Here is a 21962-nt window from a genome sequence, read left to right on the forward strand (position 1 = left end):
ATAACCCGTTGACTCGCGAATCGTCTCTCACTTTTTTTGTATTTCCAGGTAATCAATTTTAATGAATAGCGGTAACCCCCTGACCGGCTCCAAGGTTTTGCACGCAAACCTTAAGCGTGGTCGTCTCCAGGTTGAGGTCAATGCATCGACCTTTGACCCGGAGGCACTTTTCAGTTTCGCTGAACGTCGTAATCCCAAGCGCGCTTTTTTGTTTGTTTCCCGTGTGCTCGGTCGCCATATACCGGCGCGTCCTTCGTTGATGGCTGACAGTTTCAACGCCCTTGCGGCAAAAATTCCTGCGGACTTGCCCGGCCCAGTGTTGGTGATCGGTATGGCTGAAACCGCCGTCGGCCTTGGCGCCGGTGTGCACAGAGCCTTGAGCCAGACCCGTGATGACACCGTGTACCTGGTCAGCACCCGTCACCCGACCGGCAGTCAATTGTTTGCCCGCTTTGAGGAGGAGCACAGCCACGCCAGTTCGCATTTGCTGCATCTGCCCGCTGATGCGGTCACCCGTGAGCGGATGATGGCGGCGCGCTCGCTGGTGCTGGTGGATGACGAAGCCTCCACTGGCAATACCTTTATCAACCTGTCCAAAGCCTTGGTGGATGCCGGGCTTACGCGCATTGAGCGTCTGGTGACCGCCACCCTGACAGACTGGTCGCAAGACGCCGTGCGTCACGCGATGGGCGATCAAGTGACCAGTGTCTCGTTGCTCGACGGTCGCTACACGTTCCACGAAGATCCCACCGCTGATTTGCCGGACATGCCTGAAGTGGGCTGTGTTGCCCAAGGTGACTGGACGCTGGACCCGCGTCGCGACTGGGGCCGCATGGGGGTGAGCGAACACCGCGATACGCTGGCGCCCGACCTGCACGTCACACCCGGCGAGCGCATTTTGGTCGTGGGCACCAGCGAGTTTGTGTGGCGTCCCTTCTTGCTGGCCGAGCGCCTGGAAAAGGCGGGGGCTGATGTGCATTTCAGTTCCACCAGCCGTTCGCCGATTGCCCTGGGCCATGCCATTGACCATGCGCTGTGTTTTTCCGATAACTACGGGCTGGGCATTCCTAACTTTTTGTATAACGTCGCCCCCGGCCAGTTCGACCGGGTGCTGATTTGCAGCGAAACGCCGGCCGCGGCCGTCGACCCGGCGCTGGTCAGCGCGTTGAATGCGCAGGTGATCGTTGATGACAACTAATCGTCCGCTGGTGTTCGTCGATCTCGACGACACCCTGTTCCAGACCGCCCGCAAAATGGGCGATGAACCCCGTTTTACCGCCACGCTCGATGTTGACGGGCAGCCTAACGGCTTCATGAACGCCACCCAAAAGAGCTTTGTTGAGTGGCTGTTGGCCACCTCTGATGTGGTGCCGGTGACGGCGCGCAGCATCGAAGCCTATCAGCGGGTGCAGTTGCCGTTTGCCCATGGCGCGGTGTGCGCCCACGGAGGCGTGATCCTTGCCGCCGATGGGTCGCTGGACGCCGCCTGGCATGCACGCATGGGCGACTTGCTGGCGCAGGAACAAACCCGTTTGCACCAACTGAGCGAGCACACCCTGGCCATTGGCGCCGAACTGGGTTTTTCGCTGCGCGGCTGGGTGGTGGAGGAACAGGGGCTGGCCCATTACGTCGTCACCAAACACAACAACGAAACCGACGACGCGCTGCTGACCGTGCTGGCCGAGGTCAAGGCGCGGGGTTTGCTGGACGGTTTGTATGTGCATGGCAATGGCAACAATCTGGCGTTTCTGCCGCTGGCGCTGCAAAAGCGCGAAGCCGTGCGCGAATGGATTCGTCGCGATCAGGCGGTCAATGGCAAGCGGCCGATGCTGGGGTTTGGCGACAGTGTGTCGGACCTGGGGTTTATGGCCGAATGCAACTGGTGGGGCACGCCCCGTCGTGGGCAACTGGCCAGCCATGTGATGGCGAGTGTTGACCATGCGTGACGCGTTTGACGGTTTAACCACGGTAGGCAGTGGCAGCTATGCCCCGGATGACGTGCATTTCCTGTTGCGGGCGATGGACATCGACGTCACCGACGTAGAGGAAAAAGAGCGTCTGATTCAGACCCAACAGCGCCACTATTCGGAAATGATCAGTCAGGAACACCCGCCGTCTGACACTCACAAAAGCCTTTACCTGCAAGCGCTGGCGCAAAATGGCGCACGCATGGCCGCCGATGTTCAGGCATTGGCCCTGGCCCTGAATGAGCGGTATCAGGGTTCCTCGATTGCGCTGGTGTCGTTTGTGCGCGCCGGGTTGCCGTTGGGCGTACTGCTGCGTCGGGCGCTGGTTGAAATGGGGCGCGACGCGCGGCACTACGGCATCAGCATCATTCGTGACCGTGGCATCGACAGCGTGGCACTTGAAGCTATCATCAAGACCCACGGCGCCGAGAACATCGTGTTCGTGGACGGCTGGACCGGTAAAGGGGCGATCAGCGGTCAGATTCGCGACAGCCTGGCGGGGGATGCGCGTTTCCCGTCCGAGCCGCGTCTCGTGGTATTGGCCGACCCATGTGGTCGGGCGTGGTTGTCGGCATCGGCCGAAGACTGGTTGATTCCCTCGGGCATCCTGGGGGCCACCGTGTCGGGGCTGGTTTCGCGCTCCATCTGGCCAACTGATCCGGGCCTGCACGGGTGTGTGGTGTATGGGCATTTGGCCGAGCACGACGTGACGCAGGCATTTATCCACAGCATCGAACGCGAGCGCGCGCTATTGGCGCCACAGGCACCGGCGCTGCCGTGGACCTGCGAGCAGGCACATGCGTTGCAACACTCAGCCGTGGCTGCGGTCGAACGTATCTCGACGCGGTTCGGGGTGACCAACCCCAATCGCGTCAAACCGGGCATTGCCGAAGCCACGCGTGCGGTGATGCGCCGCGTGCCGGACCACGTGCTGGTCCGCAGCCGCGACGATCAGGATGTGCAATTGCTGATGCACCTGACCCGTCAGGCCAATATTGACGTCGAAGAGGCGGGCGATGAGCTGGGGCCTTATCGGGCCGTGACCGTGATCAGGAGTGTTCGTTGATGATCAGACATTCCGCTTATGCCTTGGGCGCCACGCTGTATATGCCCGCCACCCGTGCGGACATTCTGGATGTGGTGTTTGGCGAGAAGATTCAAGGGTTGCGCTCATTGGTGGTGTGCCTGGAAGACGCTGTCGCCGAGACCGACGTGCAGCAGGCGCTGTCCAATCTCAAGCATCTGTTATTGGGGATAGAAGCCCGGGGCGGACGACCGTCCGGCGGCCCGATTCTGTTTGTTCGCCCCCGGGATGCGGAAATGGCGGCGGTGCTCAACGAGTGGTCGTTGATGCGTCACGTCGATGGTTTTGTGGTGCCCAAATTGCGCCTGAGCAACATTCGCCAATGGCAACAGGCCGTTACCCGTCACGAACTGATGCTGATGCCGACGCTTGAAACCCCGGAGGTGTTCGATCCGGGGGCCATGGTGGAACTGCGTGACGCCATGCTGGAACAGTTGCCGGGACGTATCATCGCCCTGCGCATTGGCGGCAATGACCTGATGGGCTGCCTGGGCTTGCGGCGCAGCCCGGCCCTGACGCTTTACAGTACGCCCATGAGTTACGTGATACCGATGTTGTGCGGGGTGATGGGCGCGGCGGGTTTTGCGCTGACGGCGCCGGTGTTTGAACAGCTCAATACACCGCATCTGCTGGAGCAGGAGCTGGCATTGGACATGGCGCACGGGCTTGTGGGTAAAACCGCGATACACCCGTCGCAAATCACGGTTATCCACAAGGCGTTGCAAGTCACCCTTGAAGATTTGAACAGCGCACGCCAAATACTGAGTGAGTCGGCGCCCGCGGTGTTCAAGTTCAACGACGCCATGTGCGAGCCGGCAACACATTACAAATGGGCGCAAACCGTTATCGAACGCGCTCATTGGCAAGGGGTTCGCACAGAGTGCGGTAACCCTTCCGACACTTTTGGAGGCAGCCTGAGATTGGCTGAATGGGTAGGTTGAACAACGTTTTAAATAAACCGGTTACAAATAAACAGGTGCTGTCGGCGTTCGACTTCGACGGCACGCTGACCTATCACGACAGTTTTGTACCGTTTTTACGCTTTGCGTTCGGCAATCGGCTGTTTGCCATGCGTCTGTTCCGGATGATTCCAGCGACGCTCAGCTACTTGCTGGGGCAGATTTCCCGCAACGACCTGAAGGAAAAGCTCATCACGGTCTATCTGACAGGTGCCAAAGTCGCGTGGGTTGAAGAGCGTGCTGAAGCATTTTGTGACGTTTCGTGGCAGCGGTTAATGCGGCCTTTGGGCTTAACATCTGTCGCCCATCAACGAGAGCAGCAGGCGCTCGTGACCATTTGCTCGGCATCGCCTGAATTGGTACTCAAACCGTTCGCCAAAAAACTGGGTATCGGCTTGATCGGCACTCAACTGGAGGCGGTAAACGGCGTGCTGACCGGTGAAATCAGCGGCACTAACTGCCGGTGTGAACAAAAAGTCATCCGTCTGGAGGCGCAATACGGGCCTTTGGACCAATACACATTGCGCGCCTGGGGTGACACCCGGGGCGATGAACAAATGCTCGGCGCCGCTCAAGAGCCCCACTGGCGTGAATTTCATGCGCTGTGGCGCCGCAAGCGGCCGCTTGACGTGTGCTTGCGTGAAGAACTGTAAGCACTGCTCGTCATATACAGGCGTTAGATTAGGTTAAACAGCACGTTGTGCATCGATGCAGACAAGGAGACGCTTCATGGCCATTTCGCTGTCCAAGAACCAAACCATTTCCCTCGAAAAAGAAGCCGGAACCGGTCTCAAGAAAATCCGCATGGGCCTGGGCTGGGACCCGGTCAAACCCAGCGGTTTTTTTGCCAAGCTACTGAACAGTGACAGCGCCATCGACCTGGATGCGTCGTGCATCGTGCTCGACAGCGACAAGCAATCGCTGGACCTGGTGTGGTTTCGCGAACTCAAGTCCAAGGATGGCTCCATCGTCCACTCGGGCGACAACCGCACTGGCGAGGGGGACGGCGACGACGAGTCGATTCAGGTCAACCTTGAGAAATTACCCGCCAACGTCAAGCACCTGGTGTTTACCGTGAACTCGTTCACCGGGCAGAACTTTGAAGCGGTCGAGAACGCTTACTGCCGTATCGTCGATGAAGTCAGCGGCAAAGAACTGGCGCGTTTTGTTTTATCGGAAAAAGGCCGTCACACCGGCCTGGTCATGGCGAACCTGAGCCGCACCTCTGCAGGTTGGGACTTCACCACCCTCGGCACCGTGGCCAATGGCCGTACTGCACAGGATCTGGTTAACGATGCCGCTCGGGCGGTGCGCGCATGAGCACATTGACGCCGGGTGCCAACACCTCCGTTTCCGCGGGCGTGCAAACCGTCACCATCACCTACACCCCGGTTGCGGGCGCTGACCTGGACGTGTCGGCGTTCTTGCTCACCGATACTGGCAAGGTGCGTGGCGACAACGACATGTGTTTCTTCGGCCAGCAAAGCGTCAACAACGGCGCGGTCAAACTGGTCGAATCAGCGGCGGGGCGCACGGTCTTCAGTTTGAACCTGGAGGCGATCGATCAGGCCGTCGAGAAGGTCGCCCTGACGGCCACCATTTACGAGAACAAGGCCAAATTCGCGGCGTTCCCGGTTTTGAACGTGTCGGTCAGTGGCGGCATCGAAGCTCCGATCCCGACCCAGGGCATGCAAGAAACCGCCTTGATCCTGGGTGAGTTTTATCGTCGCCAGGGCGCGTGGAAGTTCCGTTGCGTGGCACAGGGCTTTGCGGGCGGGCTTGCCCCTCTGGCTCAGCACTTCGGGGTGGACATCGCGGCGCCTGCTCCGTCAGCCGCTCCGACCCCCGCACCTGCGCCCGTTACCGCCCCTGCAGCCCCGGCCCCTGCGTCGAAAGTGAACTTGTCGAAAATCACCCTCGACAAACAGCGCCCGTCGATCAGCCTTGAAAAGAAAGACGGCGACTTCGGCGAGATCAAAATCAACCTGAACTGGAACCGCAGCTCTCAAAACAGTGGCGGCGGCGGTTTCTTTGCCTCGTTGCGCGGCAAGTCGGGCGGTATCGACCTTGACGTCGGTTGTCTCTATGAAATGGAAAACGGCAGCAAAGGCGCGGTACAGGCCTTGGGCAATGCCTTTGGCGATTTCCGTGACGCACCGTTTATCCAACTGATGGGCGATGACCGCACAGGTTCGGTCAGTGATGGCGAATGGCTGCGCATCAACGGTAAGGAATGGCGCCAGATCCGCCGCGTGCTGGTGTACGCATTCATTTACGAAGGCGCACCTAACTGGCAGGCGACGGATGGCGTCATCACCTTGTATATCCCCGGCGAAGCCCCGATTGAGGTGCGTTTGAGTGAAGAGGGTGGCAGCAAAGGCATGTGCGCCATCGCTTTGCTCGAAAACGTGGGTGGTAGCGTGCGGGTCAACCGCAAGGTGGAATTTTTCAAAGGGCATTCAGACATGGACAAAGCCTTTGGCTGGGGCATGCGCTGGGCTGCCGGATCCAAATGAGCGTTCTGTGAATGGCCGCCTGCCGGTGCAGGCGGCGCTCCCTCAATTTCTGACAAGGTAACTCCCATGCTCGAATGGCTGAAAACCAACGCGACGGCTGCCCGCGACAAACTCTCGGCAGAAGTCAGCAAGTTCAAGAACCGTGAATTCATGGAAGCCGTGGTTTCCGGGTGCGCGCTGGTGGCCGCTTCCGATGGCGACATCAGCAGCAGTGAAAAGCAAAAGATGGTCGGCTTTATCCAGAACTCGAATGAGCTGAAGGCATTTGACGTGAAAGACGTCATCAAGTCCTTCAACGCCGTGTGCGAAAAATTCGAATTCGATCAACAGATCGGCCGTGCCGAAGCACTGAAGTCGATCGGTCAATTACGTAAAAAAGAAGATGCCGCGCGTCTGCTGGTGCGCGTGTGCTGCGCCATCGGCAGTGCTGACGGCAACTTCGATGAAAGTGAGCGGGCTGCTTGCCGCACCATCTGCAATGAGCTGGGGCTGAACCCTGGCGATTTTGATCTCTGAGGACATCATGGAAAACACGGCAATTGGCTTTCCGCCAACGACCATCGCGGTATTTGTGGCTTTGGCGGTCATTGCTCTGGCAATCGACCTGTTCACGCACAAAAGCGATAAACCGGTCACGCTGACCAATGCGGCCGTCTGGTCGATCTTTTGGGTGCTGATCTCCCTCGCGTTTGCGGGTTACTTGTACTACGCCCACGGCCCGAGCGTGGCCAGCCTGTTCGTGACCGGTTACGCGCTCGAAAAAGTGCTCAGCGTCGACAACCTCTTTGTGTTCATGGCGATTTTTGCCTGGTTCAAAATACCGGACGCGCTGCGCCACCGTGTTTTGTACTGGGGGATCATCGGGGCCATCGTTTTCCGTCTCATCTTCGTGGCTATCGGTACGGGCTTGCTGGCGTTCGGCCCATGGGTCGAAGTGCTGTTCGCCGTGGTCGTGGCCTGGACGGCGATCATGATGCTGCGTGGGAGCGAAGACGACGAAGACGAGGATTATTCCCAGCACATTGCTTACCGGTTTGCGAAAAAACTCTTCCCGGTTTGGCCGAAGCTGCACGGGCATAATTTCTTTGTTTCACGCACAGAGCTTGAAAAAGAGATCACGAAGCCGCAGAACAAGGGAATGACCCTGGTGGGCAAGGGTGCTTTGTTCGCAACACCGTTGTTTTTGTGTGTTGTGGTGGTTGAGGTGTCGGACATCTTGTTCGCCTTCGACTCCGTACCGGCAGTGATCGCCGTGAGCCGCGAACCGTTGATCGTGTACTCGGCCATGATGTTTGCGATTCTGGGCCTGCGGACCATGTACTTCGTACTCGAAGCCCTGAAGCGCTACCTCGTTCACCTGGAAAAATCGGTTATCGCGCTGTTGTTCTTTATTGCCGGCAAGCTGGCCCTGAACGCCACCGATCACCTGTTTGGCCATGGCATCAGCATCGATCCGAACACCAGCTTGATCGTTGTATTGGTGGTATTGGCCATAGGTATCGTGGCCAGCGTCATCTTTCCCGGTAAAGATGAAGAGCAATCTGACGTCAAAAACGACACGAACGCTTGATCGCATATTTATTAAGGAGAATCACTCATGGCACTTTCCCTCACTAAAGGCGGCAACCTGTCGTTGACCAAGGAAGCCCCTGGGATGACCAAAGTCCTCGTTGGACTGGGTTGGGATGCCCGTTCTACGGATGGTACGGAGTTTGACCTGGATGCCAGCGCCTTCCTGCTCAAGGCTGACGGCAAAGTACGCGCCGATTCTGACTTCATTTTTTACAACCAGCTTAAAAGTGTTGATGGCTCGGTAGAGCACACCGGCGACAACCGTACCGGCGAAGGTGACGGAGATGACGAGGCGATCAAGGTCGACCTGTCAAAAATACCGGCTGATATCCACAAGATCGCTTTTACGGTCACCATCCACGAAGCTGAAGCCCGGCGTCAAAGCTTCGGTCAGGTGCGCAATGCGTTTATCCGCATTGTGAATCAGGACACCAACGTCGAGGTGGGACGTTATGACTTGGATGAAGACGCCAGCACCGAAACAGCGGTGATTTTTGGTGAGCTGTATCGCCACGGCACCGAGTGGAAATTCCGTGCGGTAGGCCAAGGTTTTAACGGTGGCCTCAAGCCTCTCGCTGAAAGTTTCGGTCTGAAATTTTAATCGTCACCCCACCAACTCTCTCTATAAGGGTTCACGAACATGGCAGTAAGTCTGAGTAAAGGCGGCAACGTTTCCCTGACTAAAGAAGCCCCCGGTCTGACCGAAGTGGTTGTAGGTCTGGGTTGGGATCCACGTGTAACGGATGGTACGGAGTTTGACCTCGACGCCTCGGTATTCATCCTTGGTGAGAATGGCAAAGTGCTGAATGACGGCAGCTTTGTGTTTTACAACAACAAGACGTCGCCGGACGGCAACGTTGTGCACCAGGGTGACAACCGTTCGGGCGCGGGCGATGGCGATGACGAACAGGTCAACGTGAACTTGGCCGGCTTTGCACCGGAAACCAAGAAGCTGGTGTTCGCCGTCACCATTCACGACGCCGATGCACGCAAGCAGAGTTTTGGTCAGGTTTCGAACGCGTATATCCGCGTTCTGAGCAAAGCGGACGGTAAAGAAATTGCGCGCTACGACCTGAGTGAAGATGCATCGACCGAAACCGCGATGAATTTCGGCGAGCTGTATCACCATAATGGCGAGTGGAAGTTCAAGGCCATCGGCCAAGGCTATGCGGGTGGCCTGGCGGCCCTGGCCTCAAGTTATGGCGTTAACTTGGGCTAAAGCGTTGCGTTAATTAAAAGGCTCTTTCCGGAAACGGGAAGGGCCTTTTTTATGCGGTCGCGAGGAGGGTGTCATCGATTTCGGATGTAGGCGTATTGCACGCTCAAACGCAGCCTTTTCAACATCCCTCATTTGCGCAACTTTTCGTACTGCAAACCGACTGTTTTTTACCGGCCCCGAATTCGTCGAGTCTTAATAACCAGGGCCTGCAGCCCGTTGCGCCATTAATTGCAGAGGAGTGAGCCAATAGTTGCGCAATCGAAGGCATCAAGTGTCTGTTTATATGATTTTTTAGTTGCGCTCAGCTTTCAAACCCCCGATGCATAAGGGGTTCAGCTGTTCTGGCACAAGTCTTGGATTACAGGGGCACCTGCAAACAGTATTCGCAGGTTTACCCTATGGATTCCAAGGAGAGAGTTATGGCTACGCCAGCGTATATGTCCGTCACCGGTGAAAAACAGGGGTTGATCACCAATGAAGCCTTCACGGCAGATTCAGTGGGGAACTCCTATCAGGAAGGGCATGAAAACCAGGTCATGGTCCAGGCGTTCAGTCACCAGGTCATCATTCCACGTGATCCTCAATCGGGTCAGCCAACCGGGCAGCGCGTTCACAAGCCTGTGTGCGTTACTAAGGTTTTCGACAAGGCTTCTCCATTGCTGTGGGCGGCACTGACATCAGGTGAGCGCATGAGCGAGGTTGTCATCCAGTGGTACAGAACGTCTGCCAATGGCACTCAGGAGCATTACTACACCACCAAGCTTGAAGACGCGATCATCGTTGAGATCAATGGGTACATGCATAACTGTCAGGACCCGGAAAATGCTCATTTCACGCACCTGGAGGACGTGCATTTCACGTATCGCAAAATCACCTGGACGCACGAAGTGTGCGGCACTTCGGGTTCGGATGACTGGCGCTCGCCGAATGTCTAAAGCTGGGGCTTCGCTCTAGCCTGTTATCGGCCCTTACGAGGGCCGATAACTGCTTCAAAAATGGATGCATGCTTTCATACCAGCGATTTAATCAGCACCCTGAGACTTGTCTTCTCAATCCCTCCCTTTTGCGCTGAGCCCCTTCTCGGTCAATCCCCCTCGATAACCTGTTGAATTGGCATAAAAAGAAGCCGATCCACTACGTTGCAGGTATCCTGCCTGCCGCGCCTCAATGGCTCTGTGTTTCGCAAGATTCTCAGCAGCCTCGATTGTTTTATCGAATTTTTCAGCGTTACAGGTTGCGATAACGTCGCAGTCGGCCATTGTGTATTAGGCTTACCGGCACGCAGTGCCCCAAGTCGTCCTCTGGATCGCTGAAGGGGACGCGACTTGATGTCCGCAAGGATCCTCTCGTCGAGGCTTGGCATTCGACAAGATGGTGTGGGACGGATGCTCACCGAATGTGTAGGAATTAAACATGCTTAAGCGTAAAGGGATCATTTTGGCTGGCGGATCTGGCACCCGCCTTCATCCGGCGACATTGGCTATTTCAAAGCAGCTATTGCCGGTTTATGACAAGCCGATGATCTATTACCCGCTCACCACACTGATGTTGGCCGGGATTCGCGATATTTTGATCATCTCGACGCCACAAGATACTCCGCGTTTCTCTCAATTGCTGGGCGATGGTAGCCGTTGGGGCCTGAACATAGCGTATGCCGTGCAAGACTCACCCGACGGCCTCGCACAAGCGTTCATCATCGGTCAGGACTTTATTGGTAATGACCCATGCGCACTGGTGTTGGGCGACAACATCTATCACGGTCACCAGTTCAACGAACTGCTGCACAGCGCCATGCAGCGTGAGACAGGCGCTAGCGTGTTCGCCTACCACGTGAAAGACCCGGAACGCTATGGCGTGGTGGAATTCGACAATCAGGGCAAAGCCATCAGCCTTGAAGAAAAACCGCTCAAGCCCAAGTCCAACTATGCCGTGACGGGCCTGTATTTCTACGACCAGCAAGTGGTGGACATCGCCAAGAGCATCAAGCCTTCAGCCCGTGGTGAACTGGAAATTACCGATGTTAATCGCATCTACATGGAGCGGGGCGAAATGTCGGTTGAGATCATGGGGCGCGGTTATGCCTGGCTCGACACCGGCACGCACCAGTCACTGCTCGAAGCGAGTCTTTTCATTGCCACGCTGGAACACCGCCAGGGCCTGAAAGTCGCCTGCCCTGAAGAAGTGGCGTTTCGACAAAAGTGGATCAGTGCCGAGCAACTGGAAGCGCTCGCTGAGCCGCTGTGCAAAAACGATTACGGTCATTACCTGAAACGCCTTCTGCTAGAGAAGATCTATTGATGAAAACCACCCCGCTAGACATACCCGACGTCGTGCGATTCGAACCCAAGGTCTTTGGGGATGATCGCGGGTTTTTCTTTGAAAGCTTCAACCACCGCCAGTTTGAAGACGCCATCGGGCGTTCGGTGCAATTTGTTCAAGACAACCATTCCCGCTCCGTGAAAGGCGTTCTGCGCGGCCTGCACTATCAGCTTCACCGCGCCCAGGGCAAATTGGTGCGTGTGGTTCACGGAGAAGTATTCGACGTGGCCGTGGATATCCGGCGCAGCTCGCCGACGTTCGGCAAATGGGTCGGCTCGTACCTATCCGCTGAAAACAAGCACCAGTTGTGGGTGCCAGAAGGGTTTGCCCATGGTTTTGTCGTGCTGTCCGACAGCGCAGAGTTCCTCTACAAAACCACAGACTATTACGCGCCGGAACACGAGCGTTGCATCAGCTGGAATGATCCTGCAATCGGCATCGACTGGCCTCTAAAGGGCGAGCCCGCATTGTCCGGTAAAGACCGTCAGGGCAAGTGCCTGGCGGACGCAGACGTTTTCTAGGATCGCGCCAAGGTTTAACCGCGGTCAGCCGCCGGTGGCGAGCTGGGAGACGATTGTTTAACCAAGTCCCCCGGCTTCCACGTCTGATCAAAAAACGCCTGTGGCGGGCCGTACACACGCACGATGACCAGAAAACCTAGGCTTAGAAAACTATGCAGGGTGAGCGCGTGCCAGATGTCTTAGGCGCAGGCTGCGGTGACAAAGTATTTGTTCAAATCGAACCTGGCAATCGCCACATTCTCTAACGATTGTCCCGACAGTGCTCGCTTGGCTTTGTTCTCTGCCTTGCGCTGGCGGCTGGCCAGGTGGTGGGCTCACGCAGGCATGAGAGCTACTTCTGACACCGTTGCGGTGTTCCAAACATTGGCACCAGCACGCTTGGGATACCAAAAGGAGCGGAACTCAAATGGACTCTCTTGAAGCCAGTAGCCCCGAAGCCCTTGATTTTTCTGGATTTCAGGCACAAAAAAAGACGTCCGTGGACGTCTTTAGATGTTGAAGTGGTGGAGCCGGGGGGATTTGAACCCCCGTCCGCCAGTACTCCGCTGTCGGTACTACATGCTTAGCCGTTTCTATTAAGTTAACCCTCAGCGACCCGAAGGGCAGGGTGCTTTGGGCGAGTTGTGTAAGTTTTAGCCGCTTCGTCCACAACGTACTGCACGGCGATCCTGTTCTATATGACAATCACTTCAGGTTTACAGGCATCCCCTAGTGATTGCTGGACCCGAAGGTACCAGGAGGATGGCTAAGGCAGCTTACGCTGCGAGAGCTTGACCCTCGTAGGTTTCGTCATTGGCAACTATAGAAAGTTGCAACAGTGGATTTACGAGTTCTGTTACCAACTCGGCATGCACCTAGAGTTTCGCAACCGGCGTCGAATCCTAAACGGCCCCGATGCTTGCTGTGCATAACCAGCAAGCTTGCGGAGTCTACGCCAATCTGACGCAGAAGGCCAATCTCAAGGCTTAATTGCTTTTGTCGCCCTTGTTGATGTCCTGGATACGCTTGAGCAATTGTGTGGTGGTGGCGATGCAAGCCGCTTTGTCGCCCTTGGCTTGTTCGGACTTTGCTTTCTCTATGCCCGTCTTGATGTCGTCGCTGGTGTTTTCGCTGGTCTGCCCGGAGGTCTCCATCGCAGAATCGATTTCCTGCAAGTTGATGGCGCACAGGTCATCTTTTGCGGGCTCATTGGCGAACACCGGAGAGGCCAACATTGCAGCAGCCACAAACAGGCCAGCAAGCGCGGTACGTTTCATGGGGAAAACTCCTTGTGCAGACGTTAGGCCCGGTGGCTCCGGGCTCGGTTATAAGCCCAAAACAATGGGGCTCAAGCCAATTGACTATAGCCGTGCTCAAGGGTTCTGCTTTTAATTGGCCATCATGGGATTAATTTTTTTGTCCTGCGGGGAGCGACGGTGTGAGGGCGCGATCACGTGCGACTTCGCAGGCGCCCGCAGACGCTGAAATTGAGGGTTTCGTAGGCCTCATCCCTTTCATTCCGTCGAAACTTCCTAGAAAATCCCGTTCGCTTGCGCCAGTCCAGTTCAGGGCATAGTCTCGGCCCATCGCTGCTCATCAGCGGTCGGGTTTAGTAGCCTGGCTTTCAAACTTGGCGCAAGGCGCCACCTTCCAGAGGCGCTTTTTTTGGCCTCCGCGTTATGGTGGCCGTGCGCAGGGCGCCTTCGGGTGCGCCGGTTTCCAAGTTTGCCGGTCTACTAACCTGCGTACGGCTGCCACCCCTAATCGTTTAGTAGCGACTGTTGGCAGCTCCCTAAATTTGGAGAGCCCCATGAGCAAGATCACCCCTGATCCACCCCTGTTTCCCCTGCAAGATGCTGCCCCGTGCGATTCACAGTCGCTGGACCGGGCCGCCGCCGAACGCGCCCTTCGTTATTACCGGCTCGACCTTAAGCCCACGTGGCACACGGGCACGCACCCGTATGCCGCCCCCAGCAGTGTCAATTTAGAAGCGGCTTTGGCCCAAGCGTCAGACTTGTTGCGCTGCGCGGGCGCTTCGGCGAGTGAGGCGGGGAATGGTTTGAGCGGGCACACGCGCCATTTGGTGTTGTCGGTCATGCACCTGGTGGAGCTGGCCAGGGAGCATGTCGACAAATCGCTGGACGGTTTGACGACGCACTGAGCAGGACGCGCCTGAGTGCAAGCAGGCGCGTCACATTGACCGAACGCCCTAAGGCTGTAGCGCTTTAGCCGTGGTGACCCGATCCACCAAATACACCAACCCGTGGTAGTCGATACCGCCGTGTTGCGTCAGACCAATCTCGCACGTGCGGCTGGTGGAAATGCCTTCGCTGCAGTGCTGCACGGCGTCTTTCAAGCTGCGCAGCGAGTGGGCATTGAGCTCCGGCGTGGTAAAGCCTTTATCACCCGCAAAGCCACAACAGTGAATGCCTTCTGGGATGACCACTTCCTGGCTGCATAACCGCGCAATATCGATCAGTGCCTGACTTTCGCCCAAGTGTTGCGTGCTGCACGTGACATGCACGGCAATCGGCGCCGGTTGCGGGGTGAAACGCAACTTATCCACAAGGTGGGTGCGAATGAAGCGCACCGGGTCGTACAGGTCGAGGCGGGTGTCGCCCAGGTCTTGCACCAGTCGCAGGGTACACGGGCTGGTGTCGCAGTAGATCGGGTCAAGCCCGCCACGGCTGGCGTGCAGCAAGGCGCCAATCATTTCCTGACGCTTGTGTTCGGCCTGTTCGGCGTACCCTTTTGAAGCAAACGGCTGGCCGCAACACAGGCTGTCCAGGTTGTCGGGGAAGACGACTTGGTAACCGGCTTTTTCCAGCAGCCCCCGGGTTTTGTCCAACAGGGACATTTGTTCGCGGTCGCCCGCTGCGGGGCCCATGACACGGGACACGCACGCCGCCAGGTACACCACGCGCGGGCGTGCATCGTTGATCGGCGGGGTGAAGCGTATCGCCCGCTCAGGTTGCGGCATGGCGTTGGTCCACTGGGGCACGCGCCCTTTACTGGCCTTGGTCAGAGTGGCAGACAGCCGGGCCAGACGCGGCGCGCCCAAGAGCATGCGCGCGCCATTGGCCACATGCAGCGTAAAACGCGCCCCTTGCAGCGTGGTTGCAAAGTGATTGCCCAGCCAGTCGGCCGTTTTGACATGATCGGCGTTGCGGGCGCGCAGTTTCTTCACCAGTTCGCCGGTGTTAATGCCGACCGGGCAACGTTGCGCACACAAACCGGTCGCCGCGCAGGTGTCGATGCCTTGGTATTCGTAGGCTTTTTCCAGCTCTCGGGTGTCCACCCCGGCGCGTTTTTTAGCTTGAATGTCACGCCAGATCACGATTCGCTGGCGCGGGCTAAGGGTCAAGCCCTTGGCCGGGCACACCGGTTCGCAAAACCCGCACTCAATGCACTTATCCACAATCTCGTCTGCGGCGGGCAGGGGTTTGAGGTGTTTGAGGTGGATCTGTGGGTCGTCGCTGAGTACGACGTCCGGGTTCAGGATGCCTTGTGGGTCGAGCAAACGCTTGAGTGACCACATCAGTTGATAAGCATCGCTGCCCCATTCCAGTTCCACGAAGGGCGCCATGTTACGGCCGGTGCCGTGTTCAGCCTTGAGCGAGCCGCCGAATTCCACAGCGACCAACTGGGCTACGTCATCCATGAACGCCTGATAACGTGCGACTTCTTCCGGGCTGTTGAAGCCTTGGGTGAAGACGAAGTGCAGGTTGCCCTCTAGCGCGTGTCCGAAAAGGATCGCTTCGTCGTAGTGATGCTTGTCAAACAGCTCAATCAGGCGGTTTACGCCGATGGCCAATTGTTCGACGGGGAAGGTCACGTCTTCGATGATGACTGTGGTGCCGGTTTTGCGCACGGCGCCCACGGCGGGGAAGGTGTCTTTGCGGATGGCCCACAGCTTTGCGTTTTCGACCGGGTCTTCAGTGAAATCGACTTGTTTCTCGACAGGAAATGCCGACAGCGAGCCCATGATGTGCGCCAGTTGTTCGTGTAACAACGTCTGCGTGGCCGCCCGAGATTCGATCAAGAGTGCGCAGGCATTGGCCGACAGTTGCTGTACGAAAGCAGGCATGCCGGGCTTGTCTTGCACAGAACGCAGGCTGCGGCGATCAAGCAGTTCAACGGCGGACACCGGTTGGCTTTTCAACACCGTCACGGCGGTACAGCAGGTTTCCACGTCCGGGAACACGATCAGCGCCGAGGCTTTGTTGGGGTGATCGATGACCGTGTCGTAGGTGACCGAACTGATAAAGCCCAGGGTGCCTTCACTGCCCACCAACAAGTGGCTGAGGATATCCAGCGGGTCGTCGAAATCCACCAGGGCGTTGAGCGACAGGCCGGTGGTGTTTTTCAGACGGTATTTGTGGCGGATTTTTGCTGCCAATTCAGTGTTTGCGCGGGTCTCGCGGGCCAATGTCGCCAGCTGTTCGAGCAGTGCGCTGTGGCTTTGACGGAACGCGGCCACGTTGGCTGCATCTTCGGTGTCGATACGTGTGCCGTCGGCCAGTACCACCCGCATGCCCGCCAGCGTGTGGTAGGTGTTTTGAGCGGTGCCGCAGCACATGCCGCTGGCGTTGTTGGCCACGATGCCGCCAATTTTGCAGGCGTTAATCGAGGCCGGATCCGGACCGATTTTGCGCCCGTACGGCGCCAGCCATGCGTTGGCTTGGGCGCCAATCACGCCAGGTTGCAGACGGATTTGCGTGCCCTGACTGCGAATTTCTTTAGCGTTCCAGTTATCCCCCAGCACGATCAGTACTGAATCACTGATGGCTTGGCCGGACAAACTGGTGCCCGCTGCGCGGAAGGTCACCGAGACGTTGTCGCGCCGTGCCAGACGCAGCAGTTCAACCACTTCGTCTTCGGACTCAACGCGCACCACCAGTTTCGGGATCAGCCGATAGAAGCTCGCGTCGGTGCCAAAGGCCAGGGTCGACAGGGCGTCGGTGAAACGCCGGTCTTGCGGGATCAGGCGTTCGGCGTCGCGCAGAAAAGCAGCGGGCAGGCTCATGCGTCCTCCAGGATTAACACCACCAGGTCTTTCGGACCGTGGGCGCCGTAGGCCAGAACTTGCTCGATGTCGGCCGTTTTAGACGGGCCGGACACCAGCAGTGCATTGGTCGGCATGCCGGCGGCCCAGTTCATTTCACGTTGCACCTGATAGAAGTTGTCGCGGATCTCACTGGCCTTAAGCAAGGCGAAATGCACCGGCGGAACGAGGCTCATCAAGCGGGGTTCTTCGGGGGTCGGCCACAGGATCAGGCTACCGGTGGCGGCGATGGCGCCCAAGGTGGTGGTCAGGCTGGCAGGCGTGTCATTGAACAGTTCGTCTTTCCAGTCTTCTACCCGGCGGTCGTAGGCTTTAAGTGCTGGTAGCGCAGGATTTTGCGCCCAATGCGCCGTCACTTTTTGCCCATGAGGGGTCGTCGGGGCAATCAGCAGGCTGGGCAGTTGCCGGTCCGTGACCAGTTGCGCCAACAAGGCAGGCCAACCGTGCTCGCTGCTGAGGTGAATCTCGGTGTGTACGGCTTCCATCAGCTTGCGCAATTGCGGGATGCGTTGCTCCTGGGTGTAGGTCCAGGGTTGCGTCACTAGCACTTCGTCAAAGTTGTCAGCCACAGGCGTTGTGCCCGTCAGACTTTTGCGCAGTTTGTTTAGGATGTTGTGTTTGGCGCTCATCACTGGTCTCCCGACTTTTTCGCCAAATGCTCGCGGGCCATGTCGTGCAGCGAACGGGCGGCGGGTTTAGGGGCGCTGTGGTTTTGGGTCCACGGTCCTACGTTGCTTGGGGTCAAACCGCGCAGGCGGGTGGCGGCTTTCAAGAACAACCGATAGAGGTTGGGCGAGCTGTTGAGCTTGGCCCAGGCGTTCCAGATAAAACGCTCTTTGCGTGAATACTTGCTGCCCTGGCCGCGCATGATGCGCGGCTGGGTGTCGGGCGCTTTGACGTTTTCTTCGCGCAGTCGGCGCAGCAACGCCGGGATCGGGATTTTGACCGGACAAACTTCGCCGCAGGCGCCGCAGAGCGAAGACGCGCTTGGGTGATCCGGGACGTTGGCCAGCCCGACCATGTGCGGTGTGATGATCGCGCCGATAGGACCGGGGTAGACCTCGCCGTAGGCATGGCCGCCAATGCGCGTGTAAACCGGGCAATGGTTCATGCAGGCCCCACAGCGAATGCAGTTCAGGGTCTGGCGCAGTTCGCTGTCGGCAAACGCTTGGCTGCGGCCGTTATCGAGCAAGACCAAGTGCACTTCTTCAGGGCCGTCGAGTTCACCGGGTTTGCGCGGGCCGGAGATCATGTTGACGTAGGTGGTGATGGGCTGGCCGAGGGCGGAGCGGGTCAGCAGTGATACCAGCGGCACCACATCGCGCAGGTTTTCGACGACTTTTTCGATGCCGGTCACAGCGATGTGCACGGGCGGCACAGTGGTCGACATACGGCCGTTGCCTTCGTTTTCCACTAGCAGCAAGGTGCCGGTTTCGGCCACGGCGAAGTTGACGCCGGAGACGCCGATGTCGGCCTCAAAGAATTTTTGCCGCAGTACGCGACGACCGATCTGGATCAGTTGGTCGACGTCCTTGGTGTATTCCACGCCGAGTTTTTCGTGAAACAAGTCGGCCACTTGCCCGGCGTTCTTATGGATCGCGGGCATGATGATGTGGGAAGGCTTTTCGTTGTCGAGCTGAACGATGTATTCGCCCATGTCGGATTCCAGGCATTCAATGCCTTGGGCGCCGAGCACGTGGTTCATTTCCATTTCTTCGCTGACCATCGATTTGCCTTTGATCACTTGCTTGGCCGCGCGACGGCGAGCAATCGACAAGACAATTTCGTTGGCTTCTTCGACGGTCTCGGCCCAATGAACCTGCACGCCATTGCGGGTCAGGTTGGCTTCCAGTCGCTCCAGCAAGTCGGGCAGTTTGGACAGGGCGCGGGCGCGAATGGCGTTGCCCAGGGCGCGCAAGTGCTCGCGTTCGTGGGCATCACTGAAGGCCACGGCGCGTTTGGTCATCAGAGAATCCATGGCACTGCGAAAGTTATTTCGCAGTTGTTTGTCAGCCAAGGCTTCGTGGGCGCGTTCGCGGAAGTCTTCTTCGACGGCGACGGTCGGGATCAGTGTGCTGGTGCTCATTGTTCACCTCCGGTGCGCTGCCACAGAAAACTGGCCAGATGCTGGCCGCGCAGTGATTGCTTCTGTTTTTCCAGCGAGCCGTTGATGTTCATCAGGCAGCCGCAGTCGGCGGTGAGCACTTGGTGTGCGCCGGTTTCGATCAAGGAGCGGGTCTTGTCGGCCACCATGGCGCCGGAAATATCCGGCATGCGTACGCTGAATGTCCCACCAAAGCCGCAGCATTCACTTTCGTGGCTGTGGTCGATGCGTTCAACGTTGCTCAACTGGGCCAGCATTTCGCGGCCGTGCAGGTGGGTGTTCATTTCGCGGCGGGCGGAGCAGGAAGTGTGCAAGGCGACTTTGACCGGGGCGCCGTGGTCCTTGAATTGGACCTTGCACACGAACAGCAGGAATTCGGTGAGTTCGTAGGTGCGTTCGGCCAGGGCGTGAACGCGCTTCAGGGTGTCGGGTTCGTCTTTGAACAAGTCTTCATAGTGCTCGCGCAGCATGCCCGCGCAGGAACCAGACGGCACTACGACCGGGTAGTCCTCGGCAAACAGGGCCAGTTGCGAGCGAGCGACATCGCGCGCCTGCTGGGTGTAACCCGAGGTGTAGGCCGGTTGGCCGCAACAGCTTTGCCCTTGCGGGTAGTCGACTTCGATGCCTTCGCGCTCCAGCAAATGGATCGCGTCCATGCCGGCTTCGGGGAAGAACAGGTCGACCACGCACGTGCCAAACAGGTAAACCTTGGCTGGTTTTTGCGTGGGATACATACGTGGCACAGGCAGGGGCGGGGCGACACGGGTCGCGTTGGGCACGGCGTTGTAGAAAAGCTCGCTCATCAGGCGTCTCCGGGTGGTCCCGGTTATGTGTCCGCCAGGCGTTGAGCCAGGCAGACCGGGTCGTGAATGGCTGTCGCCGGGGCGAACCCCGGCGATTTTAACGTGCGATAACCATAGACCTATTAGTGCACCAGCATGCCGGTGAACCAGTAGGCTTGAGCCAGCGTGATCAACCCCACGATGGTGGCGAAGAACAGGCTGTGTTTCAGGGTGAAGCGGAACAGGTCGGATTCTTTACCCACCAGGCCAGTGGCCGCACAGGCGACGGCGATCGACTGCGGGGAAATCATTTTCCCGGTCACGCCGCCGCTGGTGTTGGCGGCCACCATCAAGGTGTCGCTGACGCCGATCTGGTGCGCGGTGGTGGCTTGCAACGAGCTGAACAGGGCGTTGGACGATGTGTCGGAGCCTGTCAGGAATACGCCCAGCCAGCCCAGGAACGGCGAGAAGAACGGGAAGGCTGCGCCCGTACCGGCCAACACCAGTGCCATGGTCGAGGACATGCCCGAGTAGTTGGTGACGAATGCGAAGGCCAGCACCATGCCGATGGACAGGATTGGCCAGCGCAGCTCGTAGAAGGTCTCTTTCAAAGTGGTCAGACCAGTCTTGACGTTGATTTTCAGCACCAGCATCGAGATCAGCGCCGAGAAGAAAATCGCAGTGCCGGTCGCGGAGATCGGGTCGAGCTTGAACACGGCCGCAATGGCGGTCGGTGCGTTGACGATGGGAGCCGTCTTGATGACCAGTTGATCAAGGTGCGGGATTGCAAAGTTGAACACCCAGCCGTACATCGAACCGCCTGGCGAGAACATGGCCTTGAACGGTTTGAGTGTCCAGATGGTGACCAGCACGGTCAGGATCAGGAACGGGGACCAGGCTTTCAGAATCTGCATCAGGCTGTAAGGCGATGCCATCAGGTTGCTTGGCTTGCCGAATCCACCTGCGCTGGCGGTGACGATTACGTCTGAGGTGACGCCCGCAATCTGCGCGCCTGCGGTGCGTTTTGGCTGCCAGACTTTCAGAAACAGGGTCAGGCTGACGAGGCTGGCGAGGGCCGATGTGATGTCCGGCAGCTCGGGGCCAATGTAGTTGGAGGTGAAGTATTGGGTGACGGCGAAGCTCAAACCGGCCACCAGTGCTGCGGGCCAGGTTTCACGCACGCCACGCAGGCCGTCCATCATGAACACCAGCCAGAACGGCACGAACAGTGACAGCAAGGGCAGTTGGCGACCGGCCATGGCGCCGATTTTGAACGCGTCGATGCCGGTGACCTGGCCGGCCACGATGATCGGGATGCCCAGTGCGCCGAATGCCACCGGTGCGGTGTTGGCGATCAGGCACAGGCCAGCGGCGTACAGCGGGTTGAACCCCAGGCCTACCAGCAGTGCGGCAGTAATCGCGACCGGGGCACCGAAACCGGCTGCACCTTCGAGGAAAGCGCCGAAGCAAAAACCAATCAACAGCACTTGCAGGCGCTGGTCATCGGTGATCGACAGGACGGAGCTGCGGATGATCTCGAATTGACCGCTTTTTACGGTGAGTTTGTAGAGGAACACCGCGGCCACGATGATCCATGCAATTGGCCAGAGGCCGTAGGCAAATCCATAGCCCGCTGCTGCGAACGCCATGTCGACCGGCATCTGGAAGGCAAAAATCGCCACCAGAATCGACAAGGCAAGGGTGATGCTGCCGGCGACGTGCCCTTTGAGACGGAACACGGCCAGGGCCAAAAAGAAGAACACGATCGGGATGACGGCGGCGAGTGCGGACAGGCCGAGGCTGCCGAGCGGACTATAGAGCTGTTGCCAGGTTTGCATATGGGGTGGCCCCTAATTGTTATTGGTCGTTGCTGCT

The 21962-nt window shown here is 58.1% G+C and carries 21 protein-coding genes and 1 other RNA gene; 15 read left to right on the plus strand and 7 right to left on the minus strand.

The annotated features are described in order from the left end of the window. The first annotated feature begins 61 nt into the window (after positions 1-61). The 14 genes from BKD70_RS01555 to rfbC all read left to right on the plus strand — a co-directional run bounded on the left by BKD70_RS01555 (position 62) and on the right by rfbC (position 12157). Positions 62-1198, plus strand: a complete 1137-nt coding sequence (locus BKD70_RS01555; protein ID WP_047277612.1) for a phosphoribosyltransferase domain-containing protein — start codon at positions 62-64, stop codon at positions 1196-1198. Continuing rightward, positions 1188-1946: a hypothetical protein gene (locus BKD70_RS01560; RefSeq protein WP_047277610.1), complete on the plus strand. Its 759-nt coding sequence runs from the start codon at positions 1188-1190 to the stop codon at positions 1944-1946. Before BKD70_RS01555 ends, BKD70_RS01560 begins: the two co-directional genes overlap by 11 nt. Next, positions 1939-3033 carry a cysteine protease StiP family protein gene (locus BKD70_RS01565; RefSeq protein ID WP_047277608.1) on the plus strand — a complete coding sequence of 365 codons (1095 nt, stop codon included), beginning with the start codon at positions 1939-1941 and terminating at the stop codon, positions 3031-3033. The genes BKD70_RS01560 and BKD70_RS01565 overlap by 8 nt, the downstream gene beginning before the upstream one ends. Next, positions 3033-3992 (plus strand): HpcH/HpaI aldolase/citrate lyase family protein, encoded by a 960-nt coding sequence (locus BKD70_RS01570; protein WP_047277606.1) that lies wholly within the window; start codon positions 3033-3035, stop codon positions 3990-3992. The genes BKD70_RS01565 and BKD70_RS01570 overlap by 1 nt, the downstream gene beginning before the upstream one ends. Continuing rightward, on the plus strand, positions 3989-4663 hold the full coding sequence (locus BKD70_RS01575; protein ID WP_047277605.1) for an HAD family hydrolase: 675 nt from the start codon (positions 3989-3991) through the stop codon (positions 4661-4663). Before BKD70_RS01570 ends, BKD70_RS01575 begins: the two co-directional genes overlap by 4 nt. Positions 4664-4739: 76 nt before the next feature. Further along, positions 4740-5330 carry a TerD family protein gene (locus BKD70_RS01580; protein WP_047277603.1) on the plus strand — a complete coding sequence of 197 codons (591 nt, stop codon included), beginning with the start codon at positions 4740-4742 and terminating at the stop codon, positions 5328-5330. Beyond that, complete coding sequence (locus tag BKD70_RS01585) at positions 5327-6526, plus strand: TerD family protein (protein WP_047277602.1); 1200 nt, start codon at positions 5327-5329, stop codon at positions 6524-6526. Before BKD70_RS01580 ends, BKD70_RS01585 begins: the two co-directional genes overlap by 4 nt. Before the next feature lie 66 nt (positions 6527-6592). After that, positions 6593-7042, plus strand: a complete 450-nt coding sequence (locus BKD70_RS01590) for a tellurite resistance TerB family protein (protein WP_047277599.1) — start codon at positions 6593-6595, stop codon at positions 7040-7042. A gap of 7 nt (positions 7043-7049) precedes the next feature. Further along, positions 7050-8096: a TerC/Alx family metal homeostasis membrane protein gene (locus BKD70_RS01595; RefSeq protein ID WP_047277597.1), complete on the plus strand. Its 1047-nt coding sequence runs from the start codon at positions 7050-7052 to the stop codon at positions 8094-8096. 27 nt (positions 8097-8123) lie between these two features. After that, positions 8124-8699, plus strand: a complete 576-nt coding sequence (locus BKD70_RS01600) for a TerD family protein (protein ID WP_047277595.1) — start codon at positions 8124-8126, stop codon at positions 8697-8699. Positions 8700-8738: 39 nt separating this feature from the next. After that, positions 8739-9317, plus strand: a complete 579-nt coding sequence (locus tag BKD70_RS01605; RefSeq protein ID WP_047277593.1) for a TerD family protein — start codon at positions 8739-8741, stop codon at positions 9315-9317. 419 nt (positions 9318-9736) lie between these two features. Next, a complete protein-coding gene (locus tag BKD70_RS01610) occupies positions 9737-10252 on the plus strand; it encodes an Hcp family type VI secretion system effector (RefSeq protein ID WP_047277591.1) in 516 nt (171 codons plus the stop codon). Positions 10253-10730: 478 nt separating this feature from the next. Next, a complete protein-coding gene (rfbA, locus tag BKD70_RS01615; RefSeq protein ID WP_047277589.1) occupies positions 10731-11615 on the plus strand; it encodes a glucose-1-phosphate thymidylyltransferase RfbA in 885 nt (294 codons plus the stop codon). After that, positions 11615-12157 (plus strand): dTDP-4-dehydrorhamnose 3,5-epimerase, encoded by a 543-nt coding sequence (gene rfbC / locus BKD70_RS01620; RefSeq protein WP_047277588.1) that lies wholly within the window; start codon positions 11615-11617, stop codon positions 12155-12157. Before rfbA ends, rfbC begins: the two co-directional genes overlap by 1 nt. Positions 12158-12658: 501 nt before the next feature. Here the strand turns inward: rfbC and ssrA are convergent. Together ssrA and BKD70_RS01630 are read right to left on the minus strand one after the other, a co-directional pair. Further along, positions 12659-13050: a transfer-messenger RNA gene (gene ssrA / locus BKD70_RS01625) on the minus strand. Positions 13051-13122: 72 nt separating this feature from the next. After that, positions 13123-13413 carry a hypothetical protein gene (locus BKD70_RS01630; RefSeq protein WP_047277586.1) on the minus strand — a complete coding sequence of 97 codons (291 nt, stop codon included), beginning with the start codon at positions 13411-13413 and terminating at the stop codon, positions 13123-13125. 533 nt (positions 13414-13946) lie between these two features. On the opposite strand from BKD70_RS01630, the gene BKD70_RS01635 reads away from it, so the two are divergent. After that, positions 13947-14297: a DUF6124 family protein gene (locus BKD70_RS01635; protein WP_047277584.1), complete on the plus strand. Its 351-nt coding sequence runs from the start codon at positions 13947-13949 to the stop codon at positions 14295-14297. 48 nt (positions 14298-14345) lie between these two features. On the opposite strand, the gene BKD70_RS01640 is transcribed toward BKD70_RS01635, so the two are convergent. From BKD70_RS01640 to BKD70_RS01660, 5 genes are all read right to left on the minus strand, one after another. Beyond that, the gene (locus tag BKD70_RS01640; protein ID WP_047277582.1) at positions 14346-17162 is read right to left on the minus strand and encodes an FAD-binding and (Fe-S)-binding domain-containing protein; all 2817 of its coding nucleotides are present in this window, start codon (positions 17160-17162) and stop codon (positions 14346-14348) included. Continuing rightward, positions 17159-17830 (minus strand): LUD domain-containing protein, encoded by a 672-nt coding sequence (locus BKD70_RS01645; RefSeq protein ID WP_047277579.1) that lies wholly within the window; start codon positions 17828-17830, stop codon positions 17159-17161. The genes BKD70_RS01640 and BKD70_RS01645 overlap by 4 nt, the downstream gene beginning before the upstream one ends. Continuing rightward, the gene (locus BKD70_RS01650) at positions 17830-19287 is read right to left on the minus strand and encodes a LutB/LldF family L-lactate oxidation iron-sulfur protein (RefSeq protein WP_047277577.1); all 1458 of its coding nucleotides are present in this window, start codon (positions 19285-19287) and stop codon (positions 17830-17832) included. Before BKD70_RS01650 ends, BKD70_RS01645 begins: the two co-directional genes overlap by 1 nt. Continuing rightward, positions 19284-20108 carry a (Fe-S)-binding protein gene (locus tag BKD70_RS01655; RefSeq protein ID WP_047277576.1) on the minus strand — a complete coding sequence of 275 codons (825 nt, stop codon included), beginning with the start codon at positions 20106-20108 and terminating at the stop codon, positions 19284-19286. The genes BKD70_RS01650 and BKD70_RS01655 overlap by 4 nt, the downstream gene beginning before the upstream one ends. Before the next feature lie 122 nt (positions 20109-20230). Next, positions 20231-21925 (minus strand): lactate permease LctP family transporter, encoded by a 1695-nt coding sequence (locus BKD70_RS01660; protein ID WP_047277573.1) that lies wholly within the window; start codon positions 21923-21925, stop codon positions 20231-20233. Positions 21926-21962 lie beyond the last annotated feature (37 nt).

The sequence above is a fragment of the Pseudomonas sp. BS-2016 genome (assembly GCF_001806145.1).
GTDB lineage: Bacteria > Pseudomonadota > Gammaproteobacteria > Pseudomonadales > Pseudomonadaceae > Aquipseudomonas > Aquipseudomonas lundensis.